The 19,764-nt window shown below is 62.6% G+C and carries 16 protein-coding genes; 8 read left to right on the top strand and 8 right to left on the bottom strand.

Features of this window, described 5'->3' with window-relative positions:
- Positions 1-8: 8 nt before the first annotated feature.
- The 5 genes from AXW84_RS26295 to AXW84_RS24630 all read right to left on the bottom strand — a co-directional run bounded on the left by AXW84_RS26295 (position 9) and on the right by AXW84_RS24630 (position 7,880).
- On the bottom strand, positions 9-3,233 hold the full coding sequence (locus AXW84_RS26295) for a cyclic nucleotide-binding domain-containing protein (RefSeq protein ID WP_068239023.1): 3,225 nt from the start codon (positions 3,231-3,233) through the stop codon (positions 9-11).
- Positions 3,234-3,453: 220 nt separating this feature from the next.
- A complete protein-coding gene (locus AXW84_RS07220) occupies positions 3,454-4,320 on the bottom strand; it encodes a YitT family protein (protein WP_068230686.1) in 867 nt (288 codons plus the stop codon).
- 156 nt (positions 4,321-4,476) lie between these two features.
- The gene (locus tag AXW84_RS07215) at positions 4,477-6,213 is read right to left on the bottom strand and encodes a tetratricopeptide repeat-containing sensor histidine kinase (RefSeq protein WP_068230683.1); all 1,737 of its coding nucleotides are present in this window, start codon (positions 6,211-6,213) and stop codon (positions 4,477-4,479) included.
- 522 nt (positions 6,214-6,735) lie between these two features.
- A complete protein-coding gene (locus AXW84_RS07210) occupies positions 6,736-7,215 on the bottom strand; it encodes a hypothetical protein (protein WP_068230680.1) in 480 nt (159 codons plus the stop codon).
- A gap of 521 nt (positions 7,216-7,736) precedes the next feature.
- Positions 7,737-7,880 (bottom strand): hypothetical protein, encoded by a 144-nt coding sequence (locus AXW84_RS24630; RefSeq protein WP_157886873.1) that lies wholly within the window; start codon positions 7,878-7,880, stop codon positions 7,737-7,739.
- A gap of 626 nt (positions 7,881-8,506) precedes the next feature.
- Here AXW84_RS24630 and AXW84_RS07200 point away from each other — a divergent pair.
- The 3 genes from AXW84_RS07200 to AXW84_RS07190 all read left to right on the top strand — a co-directional run bounded on the left by AXW84_RS07200 (position 8,507) and on the right by AXW84_RS07190 (position 11,653).
- Positions 8,507-9,655 (top strand): XdhC family protein, encoded by a 1,149-nt coding sequence (locus AXW84_RS07200; RefSeq protein WP_068230672.1) that lies wholly within the window; start codon positions 8,507-8,509, stop codon positions 9,653-9,655.
- A 156-nt stretch (positions 9,656-9,811) separates the two neighbouring features.
- On the top strand, positions 9,812-10,909 hold the full coding sequence (locus AXW84_RS07195) for an alkene reductase (protein WP_068230670.1): 1,098 nt from the start codon (positions 9,812-9,814) through the stop codon (positions 10,907-10,909).
- A 102-nt stretch (positions 10,910-11,011) separates the two neighbouring features.
- Positions 11,012-11,653, top strand: coding sequence for a nucleotidyltransferase family protein (locus AXW84_RS07190; RefSeq protein WP_068230667.1), 642 nt, complete (start codon positions 11,012-11,014; stop codon positions 11,651-11,653).
- 108 nt (positions 11,654-11,761) lie between these two features.
- Here AXW84_RS07190 and argH read toward each other — a convergent pair whose 3' ends face one another.
- The 3 genes from argH to argB are packed head-to-tail and all read right to left on the bottom strand — an operon-like array spanning position 11,762 to position 14,931.
- Positions 11,762-13,075, bottom strand: coding sequence for an argininosuccinate lyase (gene argH / locus AXW84_RS07185; protein ID WP_068230664.1), 1,314 nt, complete (start codon positions 13,073-13,075; stop codon positions 11,762-11,764).
- Positions 13,076-13,099: 24 nt separating this feature from the next.
- A complete protein-coding gene (locus AXW84_RS07180; RefSeq protein ID WP_068230661.1) occupies positions 13,100-14,164 on the bottom strand; it encodes a M20 family metallo-hydrolase in 1,065 nt (354 codons plus the stop codon).
- Positions 14,152-14,931 carry an acetylglutamate kinase gene (gene argB / locus AXW84_RS07175; protein WP_068230653.1) on the bottom strand — a complete coding sequence of 260 codons (780 nt, stop codon included), beginning with the start codon at positions 14,929-14,931 and terminating at the stop codon, positions 14,152-14,154. The genes AXW84_RS07180 and argB overlap by 13 nt, the downstream gene beginning before the upstream one ends.
- Positions 14,932-15,406: 475 nt before the next feature.
- On the opposite strand from argB, the gene AXW84_RS07170 reads away from it, so the two are divergent.
- The 5 genes from AXW84_RS07170 to AXW84_RS07155 are packed head-to-tail and all read left to right on the top strand — an operon-like array spanning position 15,407 to position 19,755.
- Complete coding sequence (locus AXW84_RS07170; protein ID WP_204248434.1) at positions 15,407-16,036, top strand: GNAT family N-acetyltransferase; 630 nt, start codon at positions 15,407-15,409, stop codon at positions 16,034-16,036.
- Positions 16,033-17,226: an argininosuccinate synthase gene (locus AXW84_RS07165; RefSeq protein ID WP_068230650.1), complete on the top strand. Its 1,194-nt coding sequence runs from the start codon at positions 16,033-16,035 to the stop codon at positions 17,224-17,226. The genes AXW84_RS07170 and AXW84_RS07165 overlap by 4 nt, the downstream gene beginning before the upstream one ends.
- The gene (argC, locus tag AXW84_RS07160; RefSeq protein ID WP_068230647.1) at positions 17,219-18,196 is read left to right on the top strand and encodes an N-acetyl-gamma-glutamyl-phosphate reductase; all 978 of its coding nucleotides are present in this window, start codon (positions 17,219-17,221) and stop codon (positions 18,194-18,196) included. Before AXW84_RS07165 ends, argC begins: the two co-directional genes overlap by 8 nt.
- 11 nt (positions 18,197-18,207) lie before the next feature.
- The gene (locus tag AXW84_RS24625) at positions 18,208-18,576 is read left to right on the top strand and encodes a hypothetical protein (RefSeq protein ID WP_157886872.1); all 369 of its coding nucleotides are present in this window, start codon (positions 18,208-18,210) and stop codon (positions 18,574-18,576) included.
- A 39-nt stretch (positions 18,577-18,615) separates the two neighbouring features.
- Positions 18,616-19,755, top strand: a complete 1,140-nt coding sequence (locus AXW84_RS07155) for an aspartate aminotransferase family protein (RefSeq protein ID WP_068230644.1) — start codon at positions 18,616-18,618, stop codon at positions 19,753-19,755.
- The last annotated feature ends 9 nt before the right edge of the window (positions 19,756-19,764 follow it).

Raw genomic sequence — 19,764 nt, 5'->3', positions numbered from 1 at the left:
CCTACCGTTCACGCCGCCACGGGCGGCATCTTCTCGTTTTGGCGGCGCAGGCGCTGGCAGAGCACGCGCAGCACGTTGCGGCCCACTTCGGCGCACTCCTCCATCACGTCGTAGAAATCTTCCTGGTCGACGCGGAAGGCCGCCACGGGGCCCTGGGCCACGGCGGAGGCCGAGCGGGCCTCGGCGTCGAGCAGGGCCAGCTCGCCAAAAAAGTCGCCTTGGCGGAAGGTAGCCAGCTGCCGGGGCCCGTCGAAAATACCCACCTCGCCGGCGCACACAATGAAGAGCGAGGTGCCCAGGCTGCCCTTGGCAAAGATTTCCTGGCCCGGCGCAAAGGCCATTTCCCGCATAATGGGCTCGATGGTGGTCAGAATGTTTTCGGGCGTTTGGGCAAACAGCGCGGTGCCTTTGAGCAGGCGCACGCGCGCGAGCGCCGAGGTGCAGGGCGACGGGGAGGATTCGGGGGAGGAGGTCATGGGCAGGGCGGCAACGTCGGGAAATTCGGCGAGCAATACATCGTAAGCGGCGGGGCGCAGCACCGGCAATTGGCGCAGCAGGGCCCGGGCGCTTTCCTGAATCAGCAGGCCCTCGGCCAGCAGGTGCGGGTAGAGGTGGGCCACGGTGGCCAGCTGGGGGTGCCAGCGGCGCAGGGCCACGCCCACCGTCCAGGCCGAAAACGCGCCCAAGCCCCGGCGCACCACCATGGCCGGGAGGGTTTCGGTGGCCGTGGGGGGCCCCAGCAGGCCGTCGAATACCAGCACTTTGTCGCGCAGGCGGCCCGCATCGAGCATGGCTTGCAGGCCCTGGTAGAGCGGCCGGGGCAGCAGGTTATCAAGCATTTCGAGGGCGTTGGCCTGCCGCTCGCCGGCGGTGTGGGCCGCCCCGCGCTGCGCGTCGAGGATGGGCTGACGCTCGTAAAGCTGCGCCAGGGCCCCAAACAGGCGCTGCTGGCCCTTGCGCAGCTCGTAGCGCAGGGCGGCCCGCAGCTCGGTATCGGCCGCGGCCATGCCGTGCAGCAGGTGCTGGGCAAAGCGCAGCTCCTCTTCCACCAAGTGCTGAAAGACGGGCGCATCGGCCAGCTCGGAGGCGAAGCCGGTGAGGGCCCGCAGCGCAGCGGCACGCCCTGGCAAGTGGGGGCCCCGGGCCGTGGCCACCAGCAGCTGCCGGGCCCCGGGCGTGCCCTGGTGGGCGCAGGCCTGCGCCACGCGCTGCAAGCGCCGCCCGTCGGTCTCACGCGCCAGCACGTCGCGCAGCACGGGCAAAGCAGCGGTGCCGGCCCCGGCCAGGGCCGTTGCCGCCAGCGCCTGCACTGCTGTGGTGTGCAGCAGGGCCACGAGCTGCGCCAGCACGGCGGGCGTGGGCGCCACCGCGGCCGCCCGCACGGCGGCGGCCACCAGCTCCGGGCCGGGGCCCCGCAGGCCGGCCACCACCACCTGCGCCTGATGCGCGGGCTCTAGGAACGCCACCAGCGCGAGCAGGGCCAGGCGCGCGTCGGGCCGGGGGTCGGCGGCCAGCGTGGCCAGGCTGGCGCGGGCACGGGCGTCGGCCGGGGCGGCTTCGAGGCGGCCGCGCAGGGCCCCCTGGCGGGCGGGCCAGTCGGGGTGGTCGAGCAAGGCATCGGCCACCGGGTGCGGGCCGGCCAGGTGGGCGGCCAGCTCGCGCAGCGCGGGGTCGGGGTCGGCCAGGGCACGGCGGCAGAGCAGGGCAGCGTCGGCGCGGGGGCCCAGCAGGGCCAGGGCCCGGCCGCGCACCCGGCCGTCGGGGTGGCCGAGCAGCGCCTCGGCGTGGCGGGCCAGGGCCTCGGGCCCGGCGTACTGGAGGTGGGCGAGGGCTTGCAGCGCCGCGTCGGGGGCGGGCGCTTGGGCGTCGGAGCTGCTGGGCGCGGGGCCCGCATCCTCCCCGTCGCGCCCCGCGCCTACCGGGGCCCCGGCGGCCCCCGGCCGTTCGGCAAAACGCAGGCCCAGCGTGGCCCGCAGCTCGTTGAGGTAGTGGCCGTAAGCGCGTTGCAGCAGCACTAGGGCCCCCAGCAGCAGCGCGGCCATCCAGGCCAGCGGCAGCCACTGGCCCAGCGCCGCGGCCCGGGGCAGCACCAGCAGCAGCAGGGCCCCCAGGCCCAGGCCCAGCGGCTCATAAAAGCCCTTGGCCTGCGTGTGGCCGGCCAGGCGCGCGGGCGGCGACAAGGGCTGAAACAGCACCAGAAACACGGGCTCGAACACGGCCCGGCGCAGCACTTCCAGCCCCAAGTACAGCCCGCAGAAATACGCCAGCTGCGCAGACGGCCCCGCGTGGGCCGCCCGCAGCCCCCCAAACAGGCCGATGCCCGCCAGCGCCGCCAGCGGCAGCACCAGCAGCGCCCGGCGCACCCCCAGCCAATCGAGGCCGTGGCGCGCAAACAGCAGCTTGAGGCCCGTGGCCAGCAGGTAGGTGAGCACCAGCACGCCCCCCACGTACTGCAGCACGGGGCCCTGGGCCTGAAACTTGTACTTCACATTCACCAAAAACAGGTACTCCACCCCCACCGCCGCCGCGGCCAGGGCTAGCAGGCTGAGGCCCAAGGCCTGCACCAGCGGACTAGTTTTGGCCGCCGGGGCCCCGGGCACGTGCGCTTCTTCGGCGGCCCGGGGCCTCGGGTGGGCCGCCGCCTGCGCCCGGAACGTGGCCCGCTGCACCACCAGCGCCAGCAGGTAGGCGGCGAAGGCCGTGAGCAGCAGCCCGTACAGGGCGTGCTGGGCGTGAACAAATACGGCCAGCCCGGCCCCCAGGGCTTTGGCCGGCAGGTCGCCGGCGCTGATGACGCCGAACAGCCGCCGCCCCTGCCGCACGTTGAACACCACGGCCGACATCCCCCAAAACTCCAGGCTCGTCAGCAGATAAATCAGCCGGTAGCCCGCCATGATGGCCACTGCCACCCCCACCGTGGGGCCCCACCACAGCAGGGCCCCCAGCACCAGCACCAGCACGGCCGCCGCCGCCAGCGCCCGCCCCGCCAGCCGCTGCAGCGCCCAGTGGTGCTCGCAGCGCGCGTACAGCCCGCCCACCGCCAGCGTCGCCAGGGCCCCCACGCCGTAGGCCAGCGGCAGGGTGCGCACCGGGTCGTACGCGAGCAGCAGCACCGTGGCCGCCACGTACACAAGGATGGTGCCCGTGCCCAGCAAGAAATTATGGGCAGCAAACAGCCCCACGGCTTTCATCTCGCCCGGCCGCACCCCCAGAAAACGATGCCATCTTTCCATTGGTAATCTGCTGGTTGGGAAGTGTTGGGTGTTAGTGAAGCTAGTTTTTTCGTAGGCCTTCATGCAGAAAATTAGGCCGTCGTGCTGAGCGAAGCCGAAGCATCTCGCCCACTTACTAGTCAATAATTACCGCTGCGGGAGAGATGCTTCGACAGGCTCAGCACGACGACCTAAGGCTTTGACGTTCAATTGTCTCTATCTCTAATCTTACCAAAATCACCTAGTGCAAGGCGCGCTTCTTTATCAGCCCGCCCTTGATGTCGTTCACGCTGTGCTGCACGATGAAAGCGCGGGGGTCAATTTTATTGATTTCGTCAGTCAACGTCATGATTTCCAAGCGCGTGATGACCGTGAAAATGGCTTCTACTTTCAGGTACTGGGCCCCGTGCGAGCCGTAGCCCTGGGTAACTTCGTAGACGGTGGCGCCGCGGTGCAGGCGCTCGGTGATGAACCGGCGGATTTCGGGGCTGTGGAACGAGATGACGGTCAGGCCGATGTATTCTTCGATGCCCACCAGCACGAAATCCACGGTTTTGGCCGCCGCCAGGTAGGCCAGGACGGAGTACAGCGCCGTTTCGACCGACAGCAGCCAGGCCGCCACCCCAAAAATTATTACGTTGATAATCAGGACAATGTCGCCGATGGACGCGGGCAGCTTGCGGGTGAGGTACACGGCCAGGATTTCGGTGCCGTCGAGCACGCCCCCGCCGCGCATGGCCAGCCCCGAGCCGGCCCCGAGGAAAAAGCCCCCGAACACGGCAATCAGCAATTTGTCGTGCGTGAGGGGCGGCACCGACACCACCGCCACGGCCCCCGCCAGCGCCAGGATGGCCGCCAGCGTGCGCGCCGCAAACGGGCCCCCGAGCTGGCGGTAGCCCAGCAGCACAAACGGCACGTTGATGACCACAATCAGTAGCGACAACGAGATGTGCGTCAGCTGGCTAGCCAGCAGCGCTATGCCCGTCACGCCCCCGTCAATGAAGCCGTTGGGCAGCAGAAACCCCTTCAGCCCCACCGCGGCCGAGGCTACGCCGGCCAGCAATAGCCCGGCCCGGAACACCGCGGCCCCCACCACCCGGGGCAGCACGGGCGCAGCGGGGGCCCCCGCTGCTGGCCCCGCGGGGGGGGCGGGCGAAAGCGCGTTGAAAGCGGTGGTTCGGGCAGCATAACAACCGGCGTAATGCCCGCAACAGAGCAATTAATTTAGGTTAATATATGAATAAATATTTTCAACTTGTTTAGCCTATACTTCCGCGGGAAGGCTGATGGTGAACTCCGTAAATTCGCCTTCCTGGCTGGCCACGGCCAGGGTGCCGCCGTGGCCCTTCGTCACAATGTCGTAGCTCAGCGACAGGCCCAGGCCGGTGCCCTCGCCGGTGGGCTTGGTGGTGAAAAAGGGCTGGAATATTTTTTCGCGCACCGCCGCCGGGATGCCGTTGCCGTTGTCGCGCACCCGGATGCGCACCGTGTCGCCGGTGCGCCGCGTGGCCACGGCTACCTGGGGGCGGTAGGCCGGGCCGGCGGTTTTGGCCTTCTCGGCCACGGCGTAGAAGGCGTTGGTGAGCAGGTTGAGCAGCACCCGGCTCAGGTCCTGCGGCACCACGGGCACGGGCCCCAGGCGGGGGTCGAAGTCGGTTTCCAGCGCGGCGTTGAAGTCTTTGTTTTTAGCCCGCCAGCCGTGGTAGGCCAGGCGCAAGTACTCGTCGGCCAGGGCATTGAGGTTGGTGGGCTGGCGCTCGCCGCTGCGGGTGCGCGCGTGCTCCAGCATGTTCTTCACGATGCGGTCGGCGCGGTGGCCGTGCTGGTGAATTTTGGCCTGGTTCTGGGCCAGGGCCTGCACCAGGGCCCCAATGGCCGGCCGCCCCGCGGCCGAAAGCGACTCTTTGGCCAACTCGGCTTCGAGCTCGGCCACTAGCTCCACGCTCAGGTCGGCGAAGTTGGTGACGAAGTTGAGCGGGTTCTGCATCTCGTGGGCCACGCCCGCCGTCAGCTCGCCGAGCGAGGCCATTTTCTCGCGCTGAACCAGCTGGTTCTGGGTGCTTTGCAGCTCGGTGAGGGTGCGGTCGAGGTCGTCGCGGTGGGCGGCAATCTGCACGTTTTTCTCGCCTAAGCGGCGGTTGGCGCGCTGCTTGAGGAAGATGTTGCGCAGCAGCAGGGCCACCACCAGCACCACGCCGCCCAGCCCGGCCAGCGCGGCAAGCATCTGCTGGCGCTGCCGGTAGGCTTTTTGGCCCGCAATTTCCCGGTCTTTCCGAAGCAGCACAATCTGGGCCTGCTTCTTGTCCAGCTCGTAGCCGTAGCGCAGGGCGCTGGTGCGGCGCTGGGTGTCCTCGCCCGAGAGCGTGTCGTTGTAGGCCATCTGCAGGTTGCGGTAGCGGTAGGCCCGCGCGTAGTCGCGCCGCTGCGCATAGGCCTGCGCCAGGATGTCGCCCGCGTTGCGGATGTTCTCGTTGCTGCGCGACTGCTGGCTGAGCGCCAGCGCGTGCCGGGCCAGGGCCACGGCGCTGTCGGGCTGCCGGGCCAGCACGAAGCCGCGGGCCAGCATCAGCTCCACCGAGGGCATGTTATAGCTGTCGTGCGTGGCCCGCACCAGCGCCCGGGCCCGCCGGCCGTGCGCCAGCGCCTCGGCCTGGTTGCCCTGCAAGCCGTACACCTCCGCCAGGTTGGTTTCGTCCACGGTTTCGCTCGATGCATCGCCCAGCTGCCGACTCAGCTTCAAGGCTTGCTGGTGGTAGAACAGGGTTCGGGGCCAGTCTTTCAGTAATTGGTATGCGGCCCCCAGGCTGTTGAGCGCCTGCGACGCCACCTGCCAATCGCGGGCCCGCCGGGCATTTGCTAGGGCGGCGCGCAGCATCGGTAGGGCCTCGTCATAATTACCCATGTCCGAATAAATACCGCCAATGACGGCTTGCAAGCGCATACGGGTCTGCTCGTCGCCCGTTTGCTCGGCCAGGGTCAGACCTTTAAAAGCAGAGGCCAATGCTGGCGCGGGGCTGCCCTGTAATCTGTCAATCCAACTCAGTTGCAGCAATGTTTTGGCAAGTCCCCGGCGGTCAGCACGGCGCAAAAAAAGCAGTTGCGCCCGCTGCGCGTAGTCCCGGGCAGCTACATAATTGGTCTGTCGACGTTGCAGTACACTAAGAGCCAGCAATGCTTTTCCTTCACCCGTGGCGTCAGCTAGGCGCAGGGCCAAGCGCAGGGCCTGGTGGCTTAATTGAATGGCCTGCGGCGCATCGACAGTTAATAGCTTTTGCGATAAAGCCTGTAGCCGGCGTACCCGCGTGGTATCGAGCCGGGGCTGTGCGCGTAGCAATAGGCGCAGGCTATCGGCTGCAGGGGTTTGGCCCATTGAGGCAGGTGTGCCCAACGCGTAGCGTGCGAGCAAGAGCAGTAAAACGGCAAAGAGCTTCATGCTGGCAGACAGTAACAGCAAGGTCGCAGTAACGGTACCATCTTAGCCCCTGCTGGGGTACTTGCTTCGCTGGGCTCTGGACCAAAACTTTTATATGGGCGGGTTATGAATTACGCAGCACAGAATGTCGGCCTTACCGGCAAGTTCGTACCCTTCCCGTTTGCCATGCCCACGGTTTATGTAAAAAGCCTTGAAATTGATGATTATGATTTTTTTAGGCCCAAGGAGCGGGTCGGTATGTTCTTCAATGGGATTGAACTGAAGTTCTGCTTCTTCTGGATAAATCTTTTTGATTTTTGCGGATAACTCCTCGAAAGCGTGCCGCGTGTCGCACTTGAAAAAGGTACTGCTACCCACCGCTACTAGTTCTGCCCCCTTATCCCCCCGGTGCAAATGCACTTCGGCCTCGCCATGGCCCCAGATGGCATCCGTTGCCTTTTCTACAGAATCCACGGGTGCCCCATCCCGCGACAAATGGGGCTTGCCCAGGCGCTCGGTAAATAGGTTTACCGTTTCGACCCATTTAGCGTCGGGTACGGGCGTGGGATCGGCATTCAAAGGCTTTTCCATCGGGCGAGTGGTTAAGTGGTGAGCACATGGCAAACATAATAATTTATATTTAATTTTTACAATATTAATTATATTTGGCTGGCCATTCGGCAGCGGCGGACAAAAAGTTGCGGGCAACGCTAGACGTTCTGGGAGTAACGCCCGGAATAGTACAGCAAACGGACCAGGGCCGTACCGTTGAGCCGCCACGCCAGTAGGACCCATCGCATTGAAGCACTAAGTACGAGCAGGGGGCATACGAACACGAAAACGTGTCCTTATGCCCCCTGGAGCCTAGTACTTTAATACCCCAATTTTACTTTGTGGGGGGATTGTGATCCACACCTAAAAAAGTGTTACGATGATTGCAGTCAATTCCATGGTTGAAAAATGTTAAGGGTTGAACATATATAGAGCAAATGTATCAAGATTATAAACGTTACTATATTTTAAAAAATATTTTATTATATATTTTACTATAATTAGCTGGTCACCGCGCTTTATCTGCGGTGGTAGAAGCATGGGCCGGTGTTCAGCAGAATTTAAACGGGCGGGTTGTGGCTCACCGCGGCTTGCGGAGCCTCTTCGCCCGCAGCTTCTTCGGCGGCGGAAGCTGCGGATTGAGGCGCGTGTTCTTCTTCAGCTTCCTGCGCGTCACTGGCTTCGGGGTCCCGGGGCTTTTCCATAAATGAGCTAGTTGAGGTAGGGAAACAAAAAAATTGAATACCTAAATATAAAAAAATATTTAACAAATGTGATATAAACGATTAGCGCGTCCACACCATCACCACGGTTTTACAAGTCGCCCCGGTGAGGCCGGGGCCCGGTGGTCCAGCCCGCTCGCTGCCGTACGCGAGAACCCACACTTCACCGGCACTGCCAACACGGCCTGCCACCCCGAGGCAGCAAAAAGGTATCCGCGGCTAAGCCAGACCATTGCCACCCCGCCCACCATACGCCTGGATTCTGATGTTATCGGCAAGCCCCTCAGCCGTCCCCAAAAGCGCGGCCGAGGCATCGGGCGCTGCCGCGCAAGCAGATGCCAATTTTGTAATAGTGGCTGCGGTACGGCAGGTCGATGGGGAGCTGAACCGGCGCAGCACCGGGCCCTAGAAAGAAAAAGGCGATTGGCTTGCTGGCGGCCTCAGTGAAGGCATATGATTGATAAACGGGATAGCAGCGTTCATAAAAAGCAAAGTGCGCGCTGTTGGCCGGGGGCCAGGCACTGGCGCAGAACCTTGCTTCCTGGCAGGCGGTTCTTACAACCCCGCTCCGCCCTGGGCGTACTGCCAAAGCGAACCTTTTTCCTGCAATGACTGAATTACAACGCCTGTTCCTCGCCTACGACCAGCACCGCGCCGCTAGCCGCCCCTGCGCCCTGGCCACGGTGGTCGAAGTGCTGGGCTCGGCCTACCGCCGTCCCGGGGCCCGGATGCTGGTGACGGAAGACGGCGAGCTGACCGGCGCCATCAGCGGCGGCTGCCTGGAGGGCGATGCTCGGCAGCGGGCCCGGCGGGCCATTTTCCAGGGCGAGCCGGCCTTGGTAACCTACGACACCCGCGACGAGGACGACCCACGCCACGGCCTGGGCCCCGGCTGCCAGGGCGTGGTGCGCATCCTGCTGGAGCCGCTGAACTTTGCCGACGGCCACAACCCCTTGGAGCTGTTGCGCGGCTTTGCCCAGCACCCCGCGCCGGCCGTGCTGGCCACCGTGTTCGAAGCCGACACCACCGGCCTGAAAGCAGCCGTGGGGCAGCGCCTGCTGCTGCCAGCCGCCGGGGCCCTGCGCGGCACGCCGCTGCTAGCCGCCCCGCTGGCCGAGGCGGCGCGTGCCACGCTGGCCTACGGCCAGTCGCAGGTGCTGGATATTGAAACCGACGGGGGCCCCGTGCGGGCGCTGCTGGAAGTGCTGGAGCCGCCGCTGCGCCTGGTAGTGTACGGCGCCGGCAACGACGCGCAGCCGCTGGTGCACCTGGCCGGCTCGCTGGGCTGGCACATCACGGTGGTGGACGGCCGGCCCAACCTGGCCACTGCCCTTCGTTTTCCCGAAGCGGCGGAAGTACGCATTGTGTCGGTGCGCGAGCTGGAAGCCCAGCCCTCCGACCCCAGCGCGTACCACGTGCTGCTCAGCCACAACTACGCCTACGACCTGGCCGCGCTGCAAGCTCTGTTGCCCTCGCCCGCGCCTTACATCGGCCTGCTGGGGCCCCGCCTGAAAGCGGCCCGCCTCATGGAGGAGTTGGGCTTGAGCGAAGCCGAACGGGTCCAATTGCTGCGCGAACGCCTGCACAGCCCCATCGGCCTCGATTTGGGCAGCGAAACCCCGGAGGAAATTGCCCTGGCCATCGTGGCCGAAATTCAGGCGCAGCGCAGCGGCCGGCAGGGCCGGCCCCTGCGCGAGCGGGCCGGCACGGTGCACGTGCCGGAAACTGGCTACGCCGACGTGGCCAGCGCGTCGTAAGGCATTCTGCGCCAGCCGCGCAACAAACCGGGCAGGCCCCCTTGGCAATGCCGGAGCCCCAGCTTCTGCTGCCGGCGTGCAAACAAAGCGTGGGGCCCCGGGCTTATTGGGCGCTTTCCGATTGAGAGCGTTCCAATTAATTCATGAGACATAGCAATGGCTGAGCAACCGCTTCTGACCCCTTTTCACTCCGATAAGCTGAACTTGAGAAACCGCGTCGTCATGGCCCCCATGACGCGCAGCCGCGCCGACAACCCCGGCGCCGTGCCCAACGACCTGATGGTGACCTACTACGACCAGCGGGCCTCGGCGGGCCTCATCGTGACGGAGGGCACCTACGTGAACCGCGAGGCCGCCGGCTACATCAACGTACCCGGCATCTACACCCCCGAGCAGGTAGCGGGCTGGCAGAAAATCACCAGCGCCCAGCACCGGCTGGGTGGCCAGCTGTTCGTGCAGCTGTGGCACGTGGGCCGCATGTCGCACCCCGATTTGCTGGACGGGGCCCTGCCCCTGGCCCCCTCGGCCATCAACCCCCACGAGAAAGTGTACACGCCCACCGGCTTTAAGGACACGGTGACGCCCCGGGCCATGACCCTGGACGAGATTAAGTACACCGTGGCCGACTTCGCCACCGCCGCCCAAAATGCGCTGGCCGCCGGCTTCGACGGCATGGAAGTGCACGCCGCCAACGGCTACCTGTTCCAGCAGTTTTTTAACGGCCCCAGCAACACCCGCACCGACGCGTACGGCGGCTCGATTGAGAACCGCGCCCGGATTTTGTTCGACGTGCTCGACGCCATCAAAGCTGCGGGCGTGGACCTGGGCAAGGTGGGCGTGCGCCTCAACCCCTCGCTCGAAGGCCCCTTCGGCACGAAGATGGATGAACAGACTATCCCCACGTTCGACTACATCGTTAAGCGCCTCAACGACTACAACTTGGCCTACCTGCACCTCTGCGAGCCGTTCACCGACGTGAGCAAGATTCCGTTCGCCGAGCCGCACATTGCCAAGCACTACCGCCCCATGTACCAAGGCACGCTCATCATCAACGCTGGCATGACGCAGGAGAAAGGCAACCAAGTCATTGCCGACGGCGACGCTGACCTCGTGGCCTTCGGCACGCTCTACATCTCCAACCCCGATTTGGTGGAGCGCTTCGCCCAGAACGCCCCCCTGGCCCCTAGCGACAAAGACACGTACTACGTGCCCGGCGCGAAAGGCTACACCGATTACCCCAAGCTGAACGCCTAACCGGCAGCAGCTAATTTAGGCCGGTGGCCGGGTGGTAACGCGTTGCATTCGCAATGCGCAACCACTCGGCCACCGGCCTTTTTTGCGCTAATTTCTGAAAACATGCCCCCGTCACCGCCGCCGCTCAACCCACCGGCCGCCGCCCTGGTTTTGGCAGCCGGCAATTCCAGCCGCCTGGGCCAGCCCAAGCAACTACTTATCTACCAAGCCGAAACCCTGCTGCACTGGGCCGTGCGCACGGCCCTGGCCGCGGGCTACGCCCCCGTCGTCGTCGTGACGGGGGCCCTGGACGCCGAGCTGCGCCACGCCGTGGCCGACCTCCCCTGCCAAACCGTGCACAACCCAGATTGGGCGGCCGGCATGGGCGCCTCCATCCGGGTCGGCCTGGCCGCGCTGGGCCCCGCGGCCACCGCCGTGCTCGTCATGGGCTCAGATCAGCCACTGATAGCAGCCGAGCAGCTGGCCGCTTTAGCCCAGCACCAGCAAGCCACCGGGGCCCCAGCGGTGGCGGCCGCCTACGCCGATGCGTTCGGTATCCCAGCCTTGTTCACTGCCAGCGCGTTGGCCGATTTGCACAACATCCGCCCGGAGCAGGGCGCCAAGCCCCTGCTGGCCCGCTACGGCCCCGCCCTGGCCCTGGTGCCCATGCCCGACGCGGCGTTCGACGTGGACACGCCCGCCGCTTACCGGGCCCTGCTGGCCCACCGGGGCCCTACCCCGGGGCCTAAGCACCTATCCGAATAGGGATTCTTATGCTGAGCTTGCGAAGCACCTTATCACCGCTGAACGACCTGTTCTACCCTGATAGGATGCTTCGCGAGCTCAGCATAAGAATCCCTATTCGGATAGCTTTTAAGCGGGGCCCCTACCCAGCACCCGGCTGTGCGCTTTCAACTGTTGAATTTTAGCTGCGATTTCTACCAGCCCGGGGTTGTGCACGCTGCCCAGGTGCGTGGTGCGAAACTCCCGGTGGGCACGGTAGCTGCCATCCTCCACCGATTGGCCTACTTGGCGGTAGGCTTCGCGGAACGGCACGCCGCTTTGAATGAGCTGGTTGATGTTTTCAACCGAAAAAATTAGGTCGTATTTCGGCTGGTCGATGATGCCGGGGACGACCTGAATTTCGGGTACGGCGAAGAGCAGCATGTCCAGCAAATCGAGGAACTGGCGCAGGGGCCCAAACAGGATTTCCTTGAGAATCTGGAAGTCGCGGTGGTAGCCGCTGGGCAGGTTGCTGGTGGCCAGAATCAGGTCGGTGGGCAGGGCCTGGAGGCGGTTGGCGTGGGCGCGCACCAGCTCGAACACATCGGGGTTTTTCTTGTGCGGCATGATGCTGGAACCGGTCGTAAACTCCTTGGGCAGCTTTACAAACCCCATGTCCTGGCCGTTGTAGAGCACCAAGTCGTAGGCCATTTTGGCCAGCGTGGCGGCGGCCCCGGCAATGGCAAACGCCACCGTGCGCTCGGTTTTGCCGCGCAGCATCTGGGCCCCCACGGCACTCACGGCCACGCTACTGAAGCCCAGCGCCGCCGTCGTCTGCTCGCGGCTGATGGCGAAGCTGCTGCCAAAGCCCGCACCCGAGCCCAGCGGGTTCTGGTCGGCCACGGTGTGGGCGGCCTCAAACAGCGCCACGTCGAGCAGCAAGTGCTCGGCGTAGGCCCCAAACCACAGCCCGAAGCTGCTCGGCATGGCTGCCTGGAAATGCGTGTAGCCGGGCAGCAAGTCGTGGCGATGCACGGCGGCTTTTTGCAACAGCACCTCAGCCAGGGCCACCAGCTTAGTCGCCGCTTGTTCCGTATAATCCTTGATGAACAGCTGAATAGCCGTCAGCACCTGGTCGTTGCGTGAGCGAGCGGTGTGGATTTTCTTGCCCGCATCGCCAAACTTTTCGGTCAGGTACGACTCAATTTTGGAATGCACATCCTCAAACTCGGCCTCAATTTCGAACGTGCCGTCCTCAATCTGCTGCTTCAACTCGTCCAATCCTTGCGCTAATTGTTGCTGCTCTGCGGCAGTGATTAATCCCGCGACGGCCAGCATATCGGCGTGGGCCCGGGAAGCCAGCACGTCGTAATACGCCAGGTACAGGTCCAATTCCCGGTCGCGGCCCACGGTAAATTTTTCGATTTTCTCGTTCACCGAGAAGCCTTTTTCCCAAATTTTCATACGCACCCTGAAGGCAATAATTAATTAAATTACTAAGTCCGTCAGCAGGGCCACGTAGTCGCGCACCCCGCTAATTATTTCGCTGCGCAAAATAAATTCGTCCGGTGTATGCGAGCGGGCACTGTCGCCAGGCCCTATTTTCACCGTCGCAAACGGCATCAGGGCCTGATCGGAAAGCGTGGGCGAGCCGTACGTTTGCTTGCCCAGGGCCCGGCCACGCTGCACAATGGGATGGTCGGCCGCAATCCGCGACGAGTTCAAGCGCAGCGAGCGGGGCGTAATTTCCGACCGCAAATTTTGCTGCAAAATCTCCACTACTTCGGCATTAGTGTACAGCTCATTGGTGCGCACGTCCACCACGAAGCGGCACTCGTCGGGCACCACGTTGTGCTGCTGCCCAGCGCTAATTTGCGTGGCCGTTGTTTTTACGGGCCCCAGCATCGGCGATACGCGCGGCAACTGGTTATTCCGCAGCCAGGCAATATCGTCCAAGGCCTTATATAAGGCGTTTTCGCCTTCGTCGCGAGCCGCGTGGCCGGTTTTACCGCGGGCTACACAGTCGAGTACTAACAGGCCTTTTTCGGCAATTGCCAATTGCATTTGCGTGGGTTCGCCCACGATGCCGAGGGCAATGGGCCCCAACTCAGGCAGTAATTTAGAGATGCCGTTAGCGCCCGAAACTTCTTCCTCGGCGGTAATCGCACAAATTAAATTATAGGCGCGCGGCCGGTCCTTCAAATACAGAAACGTCGCCAGCAAACTCACCGCCGAAGCACCCGCGTCGTTACTACCCAAGCCGGTCAATTTATCGCCCTCCCAGGTGGCCTCAAACGGCGGATACGTCCACGCTGCACCGGGTTTCACGGTGTCGTGGTGCGAGTTGAGAAGCACCGTGGGCTGCGTGGGCACGTAGCCCGGGGCTATGGCCCACACGTTGTTGCCTTGGCGTTGCGGCAGGGCCCCACGCGTCGTCAAAAAATCAAAAACCAACGCCGCAGTTGCTGCTTCTTCCCGCGAAAACGAGGGCGTTGCAATCAATTGCTCCAGCAGCCCTACGGCCGCCTGCGTAAGCGCGGCTAATTCAGGCATAGCACGGTTTTGAGCGAATCGTTGATCTTCAGGGCGTGGCCAATAATTATTTTGCTTACGCCTTGGCTCAGTGCATCAAACGAATTATCTAGTTTCGGAATCATCCCGTCGGCAATAATTCCGGCTTCTTTTAATTCCGCGTAGCTCGCCAGATTTATTTTTTCAATAACCGAATTGTCGTCGTTCACGTCGAGCAGTACGCCATCCTTCTCGAAGCAGTAATGCAACTCAACGGCAAATTGCTCGCTCAGCGCCACGGCTACGGTGGCGGCAATGGTATCGGCGTTCGTATTTAATAATTGGCCGTGGCCGTCGTGCGTAATGGCGCAAATTACTGGGGTGAGGCCCAGCCCGAGCAGGGCCCCCAGCAGTGCCGCATTGACACCTGCAGGCGTAAGTTCGCCCACGAAGCCGTAGTCAATCTCGCGCACCGGCCGCTTGATTGCCCGAATCACGTTGCCATCGGCGCCGCTGAGGCCCAGGGCGTTGACGCGGTTTTGCTGCAGGCCGGCCACAATGGCTTTGTTGGTTTTGCCGGCGTAAAACATGGTCACAATGTCGAGCGTGGCCGCGTCGGTGATGCGGCGGCCATTCACCAGCTGCGGCGCAATGCCCAGGGCCCGCAGCATTTCGCTGGCGCCTTTACCGCCACCGTGCACCAAAATCTTGGGGCCCTCCACGCGGGCAAATAATTGCAGAAACTGCGCTAAGCTCGCCGCATCGTCGATGATGCCACCGCCAACCTTAATTATTTTTAATTGCTTCATTTACCCTTAATGATTAATTAATCTCTCTTTCACTTGTGCGGAATTTGGGACAATTATTGTCCCTGCGCCGCATCTTCTACCCTGGCAAATAGGTAGCTTGCCAAAAAACTTCCCCAAAAGGTTGCGAACAAAAGTAGGGGGTTTTACTTTTGCAGCAGAATTGAACTCTGCGCCTCAGTGGCTCGCTTAGCCCCCGATTTCTCGTTTCTGCCATGACCGCATCCTTGCCCACTACCACGTTGTTTGCCGCAGCCGCTATGGCCGGGGGCTCGACGGTGTGCGTTCGGACTTCGTGGGTACGACGACCCTAGCGGCTACCGCAGCCGCTTGGTGCGCCCGCTGGGGCCACCTCCCCTTGGCGCTGGGCCGGGCCCCGCGCCGCTTACCGACTTTGGGTTTCCTGGCAATCATCAAACGCGGCCTGCGTTTGCACGAAATCCGCGCATCTCTCCCCAGGTTTTTCTCAATTCACGGAATGGAAATTCGGGTTGCAACGGCAGAAGATGCCATTTATGCCGACGCGCTGTGCCAGTGGTACATCGAGTCGGCCAAACAACGCGGCACGGGCATCGCCAAGCGCGAGCCAGCTTACGTGGCCAAAAAAATGGCCAGCGGCGACGGCATCTTAGCGTTCGTCGATGGCGAGCTAGCCGGGTTTTGCTACATTGAAACGTTCGACGACAAATCCTTCGTCGTCAATTCGGGCCTCGTAGTGAACGCCGATATCCGCAAGCACGGCGTGGGCCGGGCGATTAAGCAAGCCGTGTTCGACTTGTCGCGCACTAAGTACCCGCAAGCCAAGATTTTTGGCATCACGACCAGCTTGGCCGTGATGAAAATCAACACCGACCTGGGCTACGAGCCGGTTACCTTCTCCGAACTGACCCAAAGCGAGGACTTTTGGAAGGGCTGCAAAAGCTGCAAGAACTACGGCATCCTGATGGAGAACGAGCGCAAGATGTGCCTTTGCACCGGCATGCTCTTCGACGCGGCCGATAAACTCGTGCAGGTGCAGGTACCCGATTTCGCCGCCCTGGCTACGCCAGTATTGCCGGGCCCCCAAACCGTGGCCTCCGAACCTAAAATCGATTCTGCCTCCTCATGAAGAAAAAAGCCATTCTCGCCTACAGCGGCGGCCTCGACACGTCGTACTGCGCCGTGTATCTGTCGCGCGAACTCGACCTGGAAGTCCACACGGTCATCGTCAATTCCGGGGGCTTCACGGCCAACGAGCTGGCGGCCATCGAGAAACGCGCCTACGAGCTGGGCTCGGTCAAGCACGAAGTAATAGATGTAACGGAGCGTTTCTACCACGACTGCCTGCGCTACTTGCTGTTTGGCAACGTGCTAAAGAACGATACGTACCCGCTGAGCGTCAGCGCCGAGCGCATGTTCCAGTCGCTGGCCATTGCCGAGTACGCCCGCCAGAACAAGGCCGATTACATCGTGCACGGCAGTACCGGGGCCGGTAACGACCAGGTGCGGTTCGACGTGGCCTTCGCCGTAATTGCGCCCGATACCGAGATTATCGCCCCCATCCGCGACAAGAAACTCGCGCGCCAGGAAGAGATTGCCTACTTGCAAAAAAACGGCTTCGAAATGAGCTGGGAAAAGGCTAAGTATTCCATCAACGTCGGCATTTGGGGCACCAGCGTGGGCGGCGTCGAAACCCTGACCTCGCACCTGCCCCTGCCCGACAGCGCCTACCCGTCGCAGCCCACCGCCACCGGGGCCCAGCAAATCGAAATCACCTTTGAAAAAGGCGAGCCCAGGGCCCTAAACGGCGAAACGATGGACCCCGTAGCCCTGATTCAGCGCCTCAACGCGCTGGGGGCCAGCTACGCCATTGGCCGCGACACGCACGTGGGCGACACGATTCTGGGCATTAAGGGCCGCGTAGGGTTTGAGGCCCCGGCGGCGCTCATGCTCATCAAAGCCCACCACTTGCTGGAAAAGCACACCTGTTCGCGCTGGCAATTGTTGCACAAAGACAACCTGGCCAACTGGTATGGCACGCTGCTGCACGAGGCCCAGTACCTCGACCCGGTGATGCGCGACATGGAGGCTTTTCTGGCCTCGTCGCAGGCCCGCGTATCAGGCAAGGTAACGCTGCGCTTGCAGCCCTACCGATTTGATTTGCTGGGTGTTGTTTCGCCCTACGACATGATGCAGTCGAAAGCCGCCACCTACGGCGAAACCAACGACGCCTGGGACGCCCGCGACGCGAAAGGCTTCATCAAAATCTTCGGCAACCAGCTGAAAATTCACGCTAGCTTGCAGGATGGTAATGTTTAGGGCGGGCATTGTGGGCGGGGCCGGCTACACGGCCGGCGAGCTGCTGCGCATCCTGCTGCCCCACCCCCGCGTGGAAATCGCGGCCGTGGTAAGCAGCTCCCACGCCGGGGCCCCCGTGGCCCAGGTGCACGACGACTTGCTGGGCGACACCGAACTGGTGTTTGCTAGGGAGCTGACCGGGACGGAAGACGTGGTGTTCCTCTGCCTGGGCCACGGCAATTCACGGGCATTCCTGGAGAAAACCCCACTCCCGGCCACCACCCGCGTCATCGACCTGAGCAACGATTTCCGCCTCGCCGCCGACCGCGACGCCGCTGGCCGCCGCTTCGTGTACGGCTTGCCGGAGCTTAATCGGGCGGCAATCAAAGATGCCACCAGCATCGCCAACCCCGGCTGCTTCGCCACGGCCATTCAGCTGGCGCTGCTGCCGCTGGCCGCCGCCGGGGCCCTAACCGACGACATCCACGTGTCGGCCATCACCGGCTCAACCGGCGCGGGCCAAGGCCTGTCGGAAACGGTGCACTTCTCGTGGCGCACCAACAACGTGTCCGTCTACAAGCCCTTCACGCACCAGCACCTCGGCGAAATCGGTGAGAGCCTGGCGCAGCTACAGCCGCAGTCGGAGGCCGAGATTCACTTCATCCCCTACCGCGGCAATTTCGCGCGGGGCATTTTCGCCAGCGTCTACACGCCCTCGGATTTGACGCAGGACGAGGCGCAGGAGCTGTACCAGCAGTTTTATGCCGACGCGTCGTTCACCACGGTGTCGGACAAGGAAATTCACCTCAAGCAGGTGGTGAATACCAATAAATGCCTGCTCCACGTGCAGAAGCAGGGCAAGCAGCTCTTGATTACCTCGGTAATTGATAATCTGGTGAAAGGCGCCTCGGGCCAGGCGGTGCAGAATATGAACCTGCTGTTTGGCCTGCCGGAAACGACGGGATTGATGAGCAAAGCTTCGTTTTTTTAAACCAGAACGTCATGCTGCGAATCAAGTCTAGTGAAATTCGTCTACTGTCCGAAGTAATTCGCTGCGTTCCCTCTGGGTCTATCTGGCATATTTCAAGCGATTCTTGGGCTGGCATCAAAACAACTTTTGGTACACTGCTAATTGACAATGCTGGTGACTGGCAGATAATGATTACGGATAAGAATAGAAATTCTATAGTTCAACAGGCTGAAGAAGAGGAAGTAGCTGAAAAAGGAATTCACATGGATATTGAATCTAAAAATCTAACGATTCTATTCAGAAGCTACGACGTGATGGCATTCATTGGAATTGATAAGAGTTTATATGCGAGTTTGAATCCTGATAATATTCCGCCTGACTTAGAAATATCATTAGACTAGTTTCTTCTAAAATTTAGTCTTCGAGACAACATCCATAACATGGAGCTTTTCAACGTTTATCCCCTCGTCAACATCACGCCCGTGCGGGCGCTAGGCGCGAAACTTTGGGACGACCAGGGCCAGGAGTACCTGGATTTCTACGGCGGCCACGCCGTGATTTCCATTGGCCACAGCCACCCGCACTACGTGCAGCGCCTCACCGAGCAGCTGCAAAACATCGGCTTCTACTCCAACTCGGTGCAGATTCCGATTCAGACGCAGCTGGCGCACAAGCTGGGCCAGGTGTCGGGCTACGAGGACTACGCGCTGTTTCTGTGCAACTCGGGGGCCGAGGCCAACGAGAATGCGCTGAAGCTGGCCTCCTTCCACACCGGAAAAACCCGCGTGGTTGCGTTTAAAGGCGCGTTTCACGGCCGCACCTCGGGCGCGGTGGCGGCCACCGACAACCCAAAAATCGTGGCACCCTTTAACGCGGGCCACGCCATTTCCTTCGTCGATTACGACCTGCCGGCGGTGGCCGAAATCCTGCGCGGCGACGATGTGTGCGCCGTGATTATCGAGCCCATTCAGGGCGTGGGCGGCATCATCATGCCCTCCGATGAGTTTCTGCAGGGGCTGTCGCTGCTGTGCGGGGCCCACAACGTGCTGCTCATTGCCGACGAGGTGCAGAGCGGCTACGGCCGCAGCGGCAAGTTTTTCGCGCACCAGCACGCCGGCATCCGGCCCGATATCATTTCCGTGGCCAAGGGCATGGGCAACGGCTTTCCCATCGGCGGCATCCTCATTGCGCCCACGCTGCAAGCCTCCTACGGCCTGCTGGGCACCACCTTCGGCGGCAACCACCTAGCCTGCGCCGCCGCCCTTGCCGTGCTCGAAGTCATCGAAGACGAACACCTGCTGGCCCACGCCACCGCCATGGGTAACCACCTGCGCACGGAGCTGCTGGCCCACGCCGGGGCCCTGGAAATCCGCGGCCGCGGCCTGATGGTGGGCATCAAGTACGACTTCCCTATCAAGGAAACCCGCGACAAGCTGCTCACGGAACACCATATTTTTGTGGGCAACGCCTCGGACCCTGAGGTGCTGCGGCTGCTGCCGCCGCTGAATATTACTAAGCCGGAGGTTGACCGGTTTTTGGCGGCGCTGTACGCGCTTATTCCGGCAGAGGCAAGGAAATAAGCGGCTTGA

This window comes from Hymenobacter sp. PAMC 26628 (assembly GCF_001562275.1).
In the GTDB taxonomy this organism is placed as follows: domain Bacteria; phylum Bacteroidota; class Bacteroidia; order Cytophagales; family Hymenobacteraceae; genus Hymenobacter.
Note: the sequence above shows the minus strand (reverse complement) of the source record. Positions and strands in the feature narration are given on the sequence as shown.

Bases quoted from the DNA above. Each gene is read 5' to 3' on its own strand.
- AXW84_RS26295 (WP_068239023.1), bottom strand. From the start codon at position 3,233: ATGGAAAGATGGCATCGTTTTCTGGGGGTGCGGCCGGGCGAGATGAAA.
- AXW84_RS07210 (WP_068230680.1), bottom strand. From the start codon at position 7,215: ATGGAAAAGCCTTTGAATGCCGATCCCACGCCCGTACCCGACGCTAAA.
- AXW84_RS24630 (WP_157886873.1), bottom strand. From the start codon at position 7,880: ATGGAAAAGCCCCGGGACCCCGAAGCCAGTGACGCGCAGGAAGCTGAA.
- AXW84_RS07200 (WP_068230672.1), top strand. From the start codon at position 8,507: ATGACTGAATTACAACGCCTGTTCCTCGCCTACGACCAGCACCGCGCC.
- AXW84_RS07195 (WP_068230670.1), top strand. From the start codon at position 9,812: ATGGCTGAGCAACCGCTTCTGACCCCTTTTCACTCCGATAAGCTGAAC.
- AXW84_RS07190 (WP_068230667.1), top strand. From the start codon at position 11,012: ATGCCCCCGTCACCGCCGCCGCTCAACCCACCGGCCGCCGCCCTGGTT.
- argH (WP_068230664.1), bottom strand. From the start codon at position 13,075: ATGAAAATTTGGGAAAAAGGCTTCTCGGTGAACGAGAAAATCGAAAAA.
- AXW84_RS07180 (WP_068230661.1), bottom strand. From the start codon at position 14,164: ATGCCTGAATTAGCCGCGCTTACGCAGGCGGCCGTAGGGCTGCTGGAG.
- argB (WP_068230653.1), bottom strand. From the start codon at position 14,931: ATGAAGCAATTAAAAATAATTAAGGTTGGCGGTGGCATCATCGACGAT.
- AXW84_RS07170 (WP_204248434.1), top strand. From the start codon at position 15,407: ATGGAAATTCGGGTTGCAACGGCAGAAGATGCCATTTATGCCGACGCG.
- AXW84_RS07165 (WP_068230650.1), top strand. From the start codon at position 16,033: ATGAAGAAAAAAGCCATTCTCGCCTACAGCGGCGGCCTCGACACGTCG.
- argC (WP_068230647.1), top strand. From the start codon at position 17,219: ATGTTTAGGGCGGGCATTGTGGGCGGGGCCGGCTACACGGCCGGCGAG.
- AXW84_RS24625 (WP_157886872.1), top strand. From the start codon at position 18,208: ATGCTGCGAATCAAGTCTAGTGAAATTCGTCTACTGTCCGAAGTAATT.
- AXW84_RS07155 (WP_068230644.1), top strand. From the start codon at position 18,616: ATGGAGCTTTTCAACGTTTATCCCCTCGTCAACATCACGCCCGTGCGG.